Origin of the sequence: Bacillus aquiflavi, assembly GCF_019915265.1 — a bacterium.
In the GTDB taxonomy this organism is placed as follows: domain Bacteria; phylum Bacillota; class Bacilli; order Bacillales; family Cytobacillaceae; genus Bacillus_BT; species Bacillus_BT aquiflavi.
The window spans coordinates 545,934-557,987 of record NZ_CP082780.1; the positions used below are offsets into that span (position 1 = coordinate 545,934).

Here is a 12,054-nt window from a genome sequence, read left to right on the forward strand (position 1 = left end):
TGTGAAAACGATAAAGTCTATTTTTGGTCTTCTATTTTTGCTAACTGGGCTAACTTTTCTTTCCATTCCACCCTATTACGAGTGGCAGCAAGGAAAAGAGTTGAGGGCTTTGGAAAAAGCTCTCAACTTACTTACTGAGGAATCAACCGATGATATCGATCTTTCAGAAATAGAAAACCTTTCTTTTTCCGAAGAGCAGTTAAAGAAAGTGCTGGAACTAGAGATTCCATCTATTGATCTAAAGCAAAAAGTTTTAGCTGAAACAACAGAAGAGAACTTAAAAGTAGCCTTGACACAATTAAAAAAGAACCAAATCCCAGGTAAAGGGAACTTTGTTATAGTTGGACATAGAGGTTATCGGGGAGATAGGCATTTCCGACATCTTCCTAGTGTGGCTGCTGGTGAAAAAGTTTATTTGCATACGAAAAAGCAAACTTACGTTTATGAAGTGACGGATTTAGAAGTCATTAAACCAACTGATGTGGAAATTTTAAATGATACTGAAAATAAAAACGAAATTACAATGATTACATGTACTGTAACAGGATTAGAACGAGTCGCTGTAAAAGGTGAATTAATAAAAATGATTGCGAAATAAAATAATAGAAAATGATAGCCGCTGTTCCGGTCTCAAAGGATATTTTTGTGATCGGATTTTTTATTGAAACATATGATAAAAAGGACATTATTAAATTGAGAAATTATTTAACTACTATTATTTTTTTTTTTAAATCATATTTAGTTAAATATTACATATATTTGAAAAAACCTTTACCTTTTATCATACAATTTTTAACTTTTAATATTAAAGGTAATCAAGAAATCGAAATAAAGGAGATATCACTAGTTGAATGCAATTGTTATTGATGATGAGCCGTTAGCAGTTGAATTATTGGAAAAGAAGTTGGATGAAATTGAGGGGATTGCTGTTATAGGAAAATACACTAATCCTCACCGAGGCTTAGAGGCAATCATAAAAAAACAACCTGACATTGTCTTTCTTGATATTGATATGCCTGAAATAAACGGAATTGAATTGGCTGACAAAGTTCAACGAACTTTGTCCGATATAAAAATTGTTTTCATTACTGCGTATCCTGATTACGCTGTAAAAGCTTTTGAATTAAAAGCAGAAGATTATATTTTGAAACCTATTCAAAGCAAGCGCTTAGTCGAAACAATTAACCATATTTCAAAGATTGATAAAAAGAAGTTGGATTCTTATCCAATGGTATGTTGTTTTCAAAACTTGTTTTTTATTAAACATGATGGGGAGAATTCTCAAGTGATTGATGTTCATTGGAGAACGTCTAAGGCAAGAGAATTGTTCGCATATCTTATTCAACATCGCCAAAAATTTGTACGAAAAGACGTTATCATAGAACATTTTTGGCAAGATGCAAATTGGAAAGACGGATATGGGCAGCTTTATAGTACGATTTATCAAATTCGAAAAACGCTCGCTTCAATTGGTTTCAATATTACAATTATTAGTTCCGAAAATAGTTACAAATTAGAACTTAAACTTAATGATGTGTTGTTAGATGTAGACGAATGGGAAAATAGGATGGAGAAATTATCGTTTGTGAATAAAGACACACTTCTTCAATATAAAAAATTACTTAATCTTTATAAAGGAGATTTCTTAGGAGAAGATGATTATTTGTGGGCGGAAAACGAACGCAGTCGATTAAGAGTTCTTTGGTTAGGCTATGTGAAAAAGGCAGCAAATTACTTGATTGATATAAAAAAATATTCTGATGCAATCATTCTTTATTTACAGGTGCAAAAGGTACAGCCTCTTGTAGAAGAAAGTTATTTTATGTTAATGCAGCTGTATAATGCGTTTGGTGATCGCTATTCAGTTAAAAAGCAATATTGTGGCTTAAAAAAAATGTTACAAGAGGAGTACGAAGCAATGCCAAGCGAAGCTATTCAAAAGTGGTATCAGAAATGGGAAAAGAGTTAAGTAAATTACAGTGTATGACTATACTTAATAAAAAAATAAGGAAACAATAAGGGAATGATGAAGGAATAGAATGCACTTTAGGGATGATAGCTTAAAAATAAACCTCCTTTTTGTAATATAAAATAATATATTACAAAAAGGAGGTTCATATTGTGCTTTTTTCATCAGAAGAAAACCTCACTAAAGGGGATAGTCCATCACGAAAACATGCGACCAATTGCAACTCTAGCCGAGTATTGTCTACCTGCTTAAAACAGATAGAGATTTCTAGGAAATTAAATATACTCGTACATGGATGGATGGAATGATATTAACTCTATATTAACGAAAATTGACATACAAGCATTGAGCTGATGTTTCAGTTTATTAGTACATGAAGAATTAGTTTCACAAGCAACCTTCCTATTTTTCCCCTTAAAATCCCCTTTGAAGGTTTTTCCTGTCTCATTTTCGTCCTACATAAATATCACTTTGAGGAATTTATTTGTTTATATACGTTCTCGATTTCCATAAAATAAACTATTTAAGATTTCATCTGGTACGATTTTTGTGGATGTAGTTTTCCAACAGCATCGATTAAAACAGCTTTTCTTATCTTCATATATAAACATCATTTAACGATAAAATGTACACTAGCATGCAGTTAAATTATTTATAGGCAGCCAGCCTTCTCACCATTGGTGACGTTGCGACACCAAATCCAGCCGTTAAGCTCTTTCAAACCTATAACTTTCTCATATTGATCAATATCGAGCTCTTTTGCGGTATATGCTTCTAATGCAGTGCCGATATTGCCATCGATTTGTATCATTTGTTCTGGAACCCAACCTTCTAGTTTACAGTCGATTGTTGAACAAAACACCCAACGATCCCAGTTTTCTTGCCCACTGTATTTTTTACCGACAGTCATTTGTTGCCCTTTTGATAAAACGATCGGGTTCGGATAATTAGATCTATGGCTTTTTGTTACTTCATAGTACATAAAATGCCCCCCATCTATTTTTTTCGTTCACTCTTCCCGCTTTTCTTTATGAATTGCTTGTAAATGTTGTATATGAGATGTTCCCCATTCTTGCATTAATTTTAGGATTGGAATCATCTCTTGTCCATAATCAGTTAAAGAATATTCTACTTTTGGCGGGACTTGTGAATAGACTTTACGGTTAATAATGTCATGGTGTTCCAGTTCTCTTAATTGTGAGGTAAGCATTTTTTGTGTAATTCGTGGAATCGCCCTTTTTAATTCACTAAATCGCATCTTTTTGTTCTCCATTAAATGGAATAAAATGATCGGCTTCCACTTCCCTACAATGATATCTAATGCTGCTTCTACCCCAATGCAAGTATCTTTCATTCCAACACCCTCCAAATAGTATCTTTACTGATACTATACCACTAATTAGTGCCTACTTCCTAAATACGTATATATCATACATAATAATATATGAACATATATAAGGAGTCATCATGATGGGAACTTTAGCTATCATTTTACAAATTATTCTTGGATTAGGATTCTTATTATTTGGTGTAACCAAATTTATTTCTAAACAAATGGTGGAGGCATTTGAACATTTTGGTCTTCCACAATGGCTTCGAGTAATAACTGGTAGTTTAGAAATTATCGGGGCATTGGGACTTTTTGTTGGCATTTGGTATTCAATAATTGCTGTTTTATCTAGTGTTGGATTAGCTATCATTATGTTCTTCGCTGCATTGACGCATATTCGTTCGCATGATCCATTTAAAAATATGCTAATGCCTATTATATTGTTTATTTTATTAGTTACAGTTACATTTTTAATTTAGTTTTTTTGTTTGCATTTAGCATATCGTCAGAACGAGCTTTGAAGGATGAGCTGTTAAAAAAATATGTAAACTTCTTTATCTTTCACTAGTGATTCAAAAAACACAGGCTGGTATACACCTGTGTTTTTTGTTGTTTTGCGCGCCCAGCAGGCCGTTAATTGCTAGTTGGTGAAAGTCCAACCTGAGTAAGTGCCAAGACGCTCAGTAGCTGACAGGCAACTGGTAGAGAAATCCTAAGGTTGAAGCCCTGTGACAAAGTAATTCATTCGTGAGTGCGAGCAACCTAGCAGGTCGTAACATGAAGTGAATCCTGCCGCCTCGTCAATTACAACCCTCGTTGAGGACAAAGGGAAGTTGAGCCTGGTGAACATGGGCGAAAACCATGGAAGGTGTGAGGAACTTGGAATTCAGCACTGAAGAATCCCTCGGGGTAAGGGGAACGACATGTTAGGAAAGTAGTTAACGGAACTGGGGATACCCTCCTCGGTCACTTCTAAAGAAGTAACACAGAAACCTATAAGCATGAAGCGAAGTGGTGGATGGACTGAGAGGGAGTCGGAGGGGGTCATAGTACCAATGATGACAATGCCAACACAACGTTGTCTAGGGAAGGACGGCAAAAGCCAATACCCTGCTTCGTTCATATATTCAAGGAGGGTAAGAGTCAGTGAATGCCAAGAAAATGGCTAACTACACCAATTATGCAAAAGCTCAAGAACTCTGGAAAACATTATACCTTTGTGCCAAGGAAAGCAAGACACGCCGGTTTCATGCCTTATATGATAAGATTTATCGACCTGATATCTTGTGGGAAGCATGGCAAAGAGTAAGAAGAAATCGAGGGAGTAGTGGAGTAGATTCTCAGACTATGGAAAATATTGAGATCTATGGGGAGGATAGATTTCTTAATGAGATTTATCTTGAACTGAAGGAAAAAATCGATATCATCCACAACCAGTTTTACGTACTTACATCCCTAAAGATGATGGAAAGAAACGTCCATTAGGAATCCCAACCATCAAGGACAGGGTTGTACAAATGGCAACCAAGCTAGTCATAGAACCTATCTTTGAAGCTGACTTTAAAGATTGTTCTTATGGTTTCCGTCCCAAAAGGAATGCGCATCAAGCCATAGCGAAAATCAGGAAAGAGAGCAAGAAAAGCTATTGGGTATTAGACGTCGATATCCAAGGTTATTTTGATAACATCAACCATGATAAATTGATGAAACTTGTAGAACAGCGAATTAGTGACCGCAAAGTGCTGAAATTGATTCGCAAATGGCTACAAGCAGGAATCATGGAAGAAGGAAAAGTGAGGAATTCTGTCTTGGGGGCCCCTCAAGGCGGTGTGATTTCACCATTACTTTCGAACATATATTTAGATGTGATGGATTCCCTCTGGGAAAAGAAATTCAGCCATCTAGGTTCTCTTATTCGTTATGCGGATGACTTTGTCATTTTGTGCAGGACAAAACAGCAAGCGCTAGAAGGTATACGAGTCATCCAAGCAATTATGGGAAAACTTGACCTCTCACTACATAAGGAGAAATCAAGACTCGTCAACATCTGGGATGACAGTGACGGATTTGATTTTCTGGGATTCCATCATCGAAAATTCCCCATTCGTAAAAAGGGTGGTCGAACATTCTTAATTCATGAACCATGTCCCGAGTAAGAAGGCTATGAAGAAGATGCGAAAGAAAATCAAGGATTTTACGGAACCACGACATAAACTATTTATGGACATAAAAGAATTGGTGAAGGGACTGAACCGAAGGTTACAAGGATTCAAGAATTACTACCAACTTTCTCCAATGTCCAAGAGGTGGTTGAATCGCATTGACTGGTATGTGTTACAACGTTTAAATCTTTTTCATAACAAGAAAAGAAATAAACGACATAAACATGCCTATCTTCAAGATACAGTAAATAAAGTCCAATTCATATTGGTGAAATTAGCGAATTAAATCCGTAAAGCCAAAGGAAGAAGAACGTCGGAAAGCCGTATGAGGGAAAACTTCACGTACGGTTTGATGAGGGGGAGCAGGAAAAGGAATTGCCCTCTTGTCTGGCTTAGTAAGGTGGAACACCCTGAACCCCGAGGACAAAGAAGGCAGTATCTAATTCCTGTTTTCTACTCTACTATAAAAAAATTTTTTAGATATAAAGATTTAAATTTTTTACAAAAAACATCCACGTATAGTTATAATTACCTATTTAAATAACTTGGTATACGCTATATAATGGAAAAATGGAATATCTGACTGGTGTAATTTAAACCGCCGCCAATTTTCGTTCCTACACTAGCAGTTAATAACCCTTGTTACCAAAAGCCCGCATTCTTCGTTGTAAGCTCATGAACTACAAGTCCTATTCTCGGCTTCCGTCTCGTACTTCGCGCCACGGCTGACAAGCGCTGTCAAGCAATTTGCTTCAAGTAAGACTTTGTCTACAAGCTCATATTGTTTTTTATTTTTTTACTGTTCATTTGAGAGGTGATCAATTATGGGTTATGCAGAAATGTTAAGTCAAATATACGGTACCATTTCGTCAAGATCAGCTGATATTAACGAAAAAATTGAAAGGCTTAGACAGGCAAAACGGAAAATTGAACAAGAACAAAATACATCTTTAGGAGAAATTAAAAAAATTAAACAACCTGAACTAGCTAACTCCTGGAAAGGCGAACGGGCAATTTCTTTTAACGAATCTCGCTTAGAGGCATTTAAAGTAATAAACGAAATAATTAACGACGATTATGATGATTACAAACAGGAAATAAGTCTTAAAATGGGGCTTTTAACAGCGGAAAAAGGAGTTTTAGATATGGCAAGCGGACTGGCGAATGAAGCGAGTAACCTTTTAAGTAAAGGTGAAGAGGCACTTGAGGAATTAAGTAATAAAATAAATGAAATAAAAAGGCGGTTAGCTTAATGGGAACAATTAAATTAAATTATGAAGCCGTAATAAAACAATTAAATCATATTAAAACAGCTCTTAATGCTTCATCTATAAAGGAAGCGCCAACGGGATCATTAGGACAGAACAAACTTGAATTTACACAAGAATGGATTAAATTAGAGAATAGCATTCAAACAGCTTTTTCTCAATATAAACAAATTGTCCACAAAAATGTAGATGATACACGTGCAAATGTAGATCTTTTGAAAAAACAAGATGAAGCGGTAATTAAAAGTTGAATAAGAAAGGCATGAGGAGAGATGACAGTTAAAATCTACGAAGCCCAAACTCTTATTTCAACAATGGAACAACGCGCCAAGCATTATACACAATTAAAAACCGAACTCGAACAGCTTAAAAAAGAGTTTGAAAAAATAAGTGATTTCGGTGATGAATTGAAAGGTAAAGGTGCTGATGCGATTAAAGCTTTTTATAAAGCCCAAGCAGACGTCGTTGACGAATGGCTTCAATTAATCGTAATTAGCGACGAATTTTATAAGGGAATTTCCGGCACGACAGAAGATTTAAATCTTTCAGGCAGCACGATCATACAAGTTCCATTCCTTGAAATGGAACTGGCACATTCCACTCGCACTGCTAGAGACATCGTTTCAGCGCAACATGAAGATTTACAACAAATCTTTGATGAAATTAGCGACATTATCTCCTTACAAACATTCTCAACAGAACAATTTGAAGACCACATTGAAAAAGCGGACAAAGAGCGAAAAGAAACGATTAAAAAAGTAAATGAACTTGATCAAAATTTACTACAAGAATATAAGTTCGTCGAAGCCCAAGCTGGCATTGTCATTAGCTTATTCCAAGCCTTATTAGATGCAAGCAGTCAAGGCGGAGAGGTTTCCCCACTATATTTCAACGCACAAGCCTACAACAGCAGTGAAATCCATCAAGTAAAAGAAGAGTTTGGCAAAGAAGCCAAAGCATACTTAGATTTTAAAAAAGAACAAGCAGAAGTACGAAAACAAATCAAAGAGCAGATCGAACGGGAAAACAGACCTTGGTATGAAAAAGCTTGGGATGCTATTTGTATTTTTACTGGGGAAATTACCGGATATTATGATACGATTAGAGCAGCTGAAGGGGTTGACCCCATAACTGGAGAAAAATTATCAACCGCAGAACGAGTGACAGCCGGTGCGATGGCAGGGGCAGGTTTTATCCCCATTGTTGGCTGGGCAGGGAGAATTTTCAAAGGCGGCAAGGCGATTTACAAGACCGCAAAAGGTGTTAAAGCGGCAACGTATTCATTAGATGCCTATAAGGCGACAAAATCATTTGATTTATTGCAAAAAACGGAAATGGGTATTTACGGCTTTGTCACCGCAAACGGGTTTAGCGAATATTTAACAGGCAGAGATATGTTTGGCAACGAATTATCCGAAGAAAAACGTCAGCGAAGCTTAACAGAGTCCCTCTTTGGGCTAGGCCTAGGCGGTGCGGCGTATACGTTTGACCGAGTGTTCTCATCAAATTATATCGGGAAGAACTTTCCTTTTAGTAAAGAGTATGTGAATAATAAGCTAAAAGAAGTGCAAAAAGAACTGAAATCACTAGGTCAAAAAGTGGGTCAAATAAGGGTCCCTATTGTTCGGGCTAAAGTACTATCTACAAATGCTGGTCGCATCTATAATGTTTTCCCTGATTCGAAGACGCTGAATGAGGTAAAGGAAAACTTGATGATGAAATTTAGTGGTACTGAAGGAAGCAGAAAAACCGGCATCGTTGGTACTGTTCAAAAGGATGGAAATAAAACAAATTATACTAATCCTGCAGGAAATGAACTTTCATGGGTCGATCAACATTCGAAAAATATTGATCGTGATATTGATAATGCCTTGAAAAGTTCGAACGTTGGTAAGGCAACTGAAGCAAAAGTTGCAGATTTTATAAGGAAAGAGACTCAAGTAATAGGGTTTGGACTTAAAATTTTGAAAAAAGATGGTCAAGTTGCTGGTGATTTAGATGTAGTGACGAGGAATACAATTATCGAAGTCAAGGCTTCGATTAAAGCGGTTAGGGAAGATCAATTTAATAAAATGACTCAAACAAATGCAGATTTTTTCTTTAATCCAGATAAAAAAAAAGTTATTTTATATATAGATAAACCTTTAATTAATTTAAGACCTGAACATAAAACTATGTTAGAAAACATTAAATCTAAAGGAGTTACTATTGTTAACTCATTAGAAGAATTAAAGGAGGCGCTAGACTAAAAATGGGAACGTCGGCTTTTATATTGATGGATCAAAAAAAATATTCACCTGAACGACTTTTAGCTGATTCAATTATTGCTACTTTTCATGCGAATATAATGCTGAATTTTCATAACAGCAAAAACTACACAAAAGATGGTAAATTTCTTTCTACTACATTGAATATTAATGATAAGATGGTACAAGAAAATAATTGTTCGTTTATATTTTATGTTGATTCTATTCATAATCCTAATATCAATTTTTATTACTACGAAGATGTAGATTTAGATCCAAAGCAAAAACTATATCAGGTCGGATGTATTGAAGAAATTTATGGTGTTGAAGAACTAGTATTTCAGTTTATTTATGCATATCTAAATCTAAATCGTGCAGATTACTTTTGGGTTGCAGATTATGATTGGGTATACAGTTGGAATGATTTGCAGAAATTAAAAGGATTACCTTATGATCCTGATTGGTGCTATAAAAATCCGAAGTTAATGAACTTATCGTAAAATGATAGGTGAATTTATGCGTATAGAGGTTGTTTATAATGGATTTTAATGAATTAAAGGATATTTTAACTAGAGGAAATAAAACTCAAAAAATTGAGATACTTAGCTATATTTGAATCTTATAACAAAAATATAGAAAAATTCGAAAAAATTATTTATCTTCTTATTGACCATTTTATTGAGGGAAATAATTTAGAAGTTAAATATGAGATTGTAGAAGATGAGAGAATGTCTGATGATATAAATAAGATTGATTGGTTAATAGAAGCTTTACACATGAAGGGTAGCCTGTTTTTGAGGATATGCCCCCTGGGTTAAAAGATATTAATTTAGATAAATGGTTAATTAATAATGATAGAAGAACAAAATTTAAAGAAATACTAAATATGGTATTAGAGAAAGTAGAAGAGTATCTTACTGATAAAGTAATGAAAATTATTGACATCTTAATCCAAAAGATAGAATAAATAGTAGATCAATATGTAACTTAAAGCATCTTCGTTTAATGAGAGGTGCTTTTTTTCATCAAAAAAGAAAGGACATTAGTAAAACAACAAAAGTATATTAAAAAACAATAATAATTTATTGTAAATCGATAAATGATGTATTATGATAATAATAACGATAATTAAGCGAGGTGCTTTTTATGGAACGGGGAACAACACTTTTTTTAAAGGCAGCTGTTTTTCTTATTGGAATTACGGTACTTGCTTTGTGTATATTTTGGTTGCCTTCGTTAGCAAATTATACAGCAGAAATGTTTCCAGAGTTTGCTTATTTGCAACATCCTATTTTAATCGGATTGTATGTAACAGCGATGCCGTTTTTTATTGCTCTGTACCAGGCTGTAAAACTTTTAAATTACATTGATCATAACAATGCTTTTTCGGAATTGTCTGTAAAGGCATTAAAATCTATAAAGTATTGTGCGGTTACAATCAGTATCTTATATGTAATCGGGATTATCTACCTTATGTCACAAAACGCTTTCCATCCAGGAATAGCAATTATCGGATTTTCTATTATTTTTACTTCTGTTGTTATTTCGGTTTTCACTGCGGTTCTTCAGAAATTATTAAAAAATGCTTTAGATATAAAATTAGAAAATGATTTAACGGTCTGAGGTGAAAACATGGCAATGATAATCAATATTGATGTGATGTTAGCGAAAAGAAAAATGAGTGTAACAGAACTATCCGAAAGAGTTGGAATCACTATGGCTAACCTTTCTATTTTGAAAAATGGAAAAGCAAAAGCGATTCGATTATCAACTTTAGAAGCTATTTGTAAGGCTTTGGATTGTCAACCCGGGGATATTCTTGAATATCAAAGTGACAATGACACTCAAAAATAAACAATCTAATAATTAATTTAATAAAGGGGATGAATGTATGAAGAGATTGTTACTTTTATCAATTTCAATTTTGATCGTTATATTTTTATCGGCTTGTACGGGTAATCCTTTGCAACCAAATGAGAATAACATGATTTTAAGTATAAAAAACAATGCTAATTTTGATTTTTATTCGATAGAAATTAGCACCGATAATACCGTAGGTGGTATAAGTAATGCTGATGGTTCCAAAATACAAAAAGGAGAAACGCTTAGGAAAGAATATATTGACCAAAAAGATTTTGACTTAGAGGGTGAAGCAACATTTGAATTTGTATTAATAGGTGAAGAAGAAAATAGAATACCATTGAAAAAAATTACACTTGAACTAACAACAAACAAGGAATACTTCTTTGAAATTATTGGTGATTCAATAAGGGAAGCTAATTTGAAAAGAATAGAGTGAGCTTGGATATCAGAGTAATGTGAATGTCTAATCATGGACTGCCTATTCGTTTAAAGCGAGTGGGCTTTCAAGTAAACCGTAAATTATAAATGTCGTGAATGTGGCTCCATATTTTAGCTATTGATAAAAAGACTGTTAGAAACGTTTTTAAGAACCGTGCAATATTCAAAGAACGAGAATATAAATTTGAGACTCCCAAATGACTTGGAATAGATGAAATACATATTATCCGTTAACCCTGTCTTGACTGACGAATGTCGAACGTAAAACAATCTTTGATATTTCAGCTTAACCGTAATAAAGAAACCGTTATACAACATATTTCAGAAATTGGTGGTAAACATTACATTGAATTCATCATAATAGATAAGTAGAAGCCTTACAAAGATGTACAATCTGACAACAATTGAATTTTTAAATCAAGTCATGACGAAAATTGTAAATTTATCTTATATAAAGGATAAATAGGTGGATGATATTTCCGGATATTAACAATAAATAAATAGTGTAAATGTGAAAAAAACCTTGCTTACAGAAATTTTTTTATGTATAATTAAAGAGTCGATTAAAAAAGACCGCTTAAACAGGAGATCCTGTTTTTTATTTTAATTATTCAATCGACAAAATGTGAGCTTTTTTGCATTGCGGGTGTAGTTTAGTGGTAAAACTCCAGCCTTCCAAGCTGATGTCGTGGGTTCGATTCCCATCACCCGCTCCATACATACTCGCTATCAACGCAGTGTCTCGTTTCAAGGAGAATGAGGCATTGCGTTTTTTAAA

16 protein-coding genes, 1 tRNA gene and 1 pseudogene are annotated in these 12,054 nt (G+C 34.4%); 16 read left to right on the forward strand and 2 right to left on the reverse strand.

Features of this window, described 5'->3' with window-relative positions; translation table 11 throughout:
- Position 1: 1 nt before the first annotated feature.
- On the forward strand, positions 2-598 hold the full coding sequence (locus tag K6959_RS02840; RefSeq protein WP_163243427.1) for a class D sortase: 597 nt from the start codon (positions 2-4) through the stop codon (positions 596-598).
- A gap of 249 nt (positions 599-847) precedes the next feature.
- On the forward strand, positions 848-1,969 hold the full coding sequence (locus tag K6959_RS02845; protein WP_223087573.1) for a response regulator: 1,122 nt from the start codon (positions 848-850) through the stop codon (positions 1,967-1,969).
- A gap of 652 nt (positions 1,970-2,621) precedes the next feature.
- Here the strand turns inward: K6959_RS02845 and K6959_RS02850 are convergent.
- Positions 2,622-2,951: an SH3 domain-containing protein gene (locus K6959_RS02850; RefSeq protein ID WP_246234938.1), complete on the reverse strand. Its 330-nt coding sequence runs from the start codon at positions 2,949-2,951 to the stop codon at positions 2,622-2,624.
- 27 nt (positions 2,952-2,978) lie between these two features.
- The gene (locus K6959_RS02855; protein WP_163243425.1) at positions 2,979-3,323 is read right to left on the reverse strand and encodes a winged helix-turn-helix transcriptional regulator; all 345 of its coding nucleotides are present in this window, start codon (positions 3,321-3,323) and stop codon (positions 2,979-2,981) included.
- 116 nt (positions 3,324-3,439) lie between these two features.
- On the opposite strand from K6959_RS02855, the gene K6959_RS02860 reads away from it, so the two are divergent.
- The 14 genes and pseudogenes from K6959_RS02860 to K6959_RS02910 all read left to right on the forward strand — a co-directional run bounded on the left by K6959_RS02860 (position 3,440) and on the right by K6959_RS02910 (position 11,992).
- Positions 3,440-3,778 (forward strand): DoxX family protein, encoded by a 339-nt coding sequence (locus K6959_RS02860; protein ID WP_163243424.1) that lies wholly within the window; start codon positions 3,440-3,442, stop codon positions 3,776-3,778.
- Between the two features lie 667 nt (positions 3,779-4,445).
- A complete protein-coding gene (locus K6959_RS18750; protein ID WP_262421875.1) occupies positions 4,446-4,784 on the forward strand; it encodes a hypothetical protein in 339 nt (112 codons plus the stop codon).
- On the forward strand, positions 4,751-5,455 hold the full coding sequence (gene ltrA, locus K6959_RS18755; RefSeq protein ID WP_262421959.1) for a group II intron reverse transcriptase/maturase: 705 nt from the start codon (positions 4,751-4,753) through the stop codon (positions 5,453-5,455). Before K6959_RS18750 ends, ltrA begins: the two co-directional genes overlap by 34 nt.
- Before the next feature lie 16 nt (positions 5,456-5,471).
- Positions 5,472-5,747 carry a group II intron maturase-specific domain-containing protein gene (locus tag K6959_RS18760; protein ID WP_262421876.1) on the forward strand — a complete coding sequence of 92 codons (276 nt, stop codon included), beginning with the start codon at positions 5,472-5,474 and terminating at the stop codon, positions 5,745-5,747.
- Positions 5,748-6,285: 538 nt separating this feature from the next.
- The gene (locus K6959_RS02870) at positions 6,286-6,714 is read left to right on the forward strand and encodes a DUF5082 domain-containing protein (RefSeq protein ID WP_163238801.1); all 429 of its coding nucleotides are present in this window, start codon (positions 6,286-6,288) and stop codon (positions 6,712-6,714) included.
- Positions 6,714-6,980: a YwqI/YxiC family protein gene (locus K6959_RS02875; RefSeq protein WP_163238803.1), complete on the forward strand. Its 267-nt coding sequence runs from the start codon at positions 6,714-6,716 to the stop codon at positions 6,978-6,980. Before K6959_RS02870 ends, K6959_RS02875 begins: the two co-directional genes overlap by 1 nt.
- Positions 6,981-7,001: 21 nt before the next feature.
- Positions 7,002-8,978, forward strand: a complete 1,977-nt coding sequence (locus tag K6959_RS02880) for a ribonuclease YeeF family protein (protein WP_163238805.1) — start codon at positions 7,002-7,004, stop codon at positions 8,976-8,978.
- A 2-nt stretch (positions 8,979-8,980) separates the two neighbouring features.
- Positions 8,981-9,475: a hypothetical protein gene (locus tag K6959_RS02885; RefSeq protein ID WP_163238807.1), complete on the forward strand. Its 495-nt coding sequence runs from the start codon at positions 8,981-8,983 to the stop codon at positions 9,473-9,475.
- 302 nt (positions 9,476-9,777) lie between these two features.
- Complete coding sequence (locus K6959_RS02890) at positions 9,778-9,942, forward strand: hypothetical protein (protein WP_163238809.1); 165 nt, start codon at positions 9,778-9,780, stop codon at positions 9,940-9,942.
- Between the two features lie 179 nt (positions 9,943-10,121).
- The gene (locus tag K6959_RS02895) at positions 10,122-10,598 is read left to right on the forward strand and encodes a DUF2975 domain-containing protein (RefSeq protein WP_163238811.1); all 477 of its coding nucleotides are present in this window, start codon (positions 10,122-10,124) and stop codon (positions 10,596-10,598) included.
- Positions 10,599-10,607: 9 nt separating this feature from the next.
- Positions 10,608-10,829 (forward strand): helix-turn-helix domain-containing protein, encoded by a 222-nt coding sequence (locus tag K6959_RS02900; protein ID WP_163238813.1) that lies wholly within the window; start codon positions 10,608-10,610, stop codon positions 10,827-10,829.
- 37 nt (positions 10,830-10,866) lie between these two features.
- Positions 10,867-11,274 carry a hypothetical protein gene (locus K6959_RS02905; protein ID WP_163238815.1) on the forward strand — a complete coding sequence of 136 codons (408 nt, stop codon included), beginning with the start codon at positions 10,867-10,869 and terminating at the stop codon, positions 11,272-11,274.
- Between the two features lie 122 nt (positions 11,275-11,396).
- Positions 11,397-11,645: pseudogene (locus K6959_RS19990) on the forward strand (ISL3 family transposase); the annotation flags it as partial.
- Positions 11,646-11,918: 273 nt separating this feature from the next.
- A tRNA-Gly gene (locus tag K6959_RS02910) sits at positions 11,919-11,992 on the forward strand.
- Positions 11,993-12,054 lie beyond the last annotated feature (62 nt).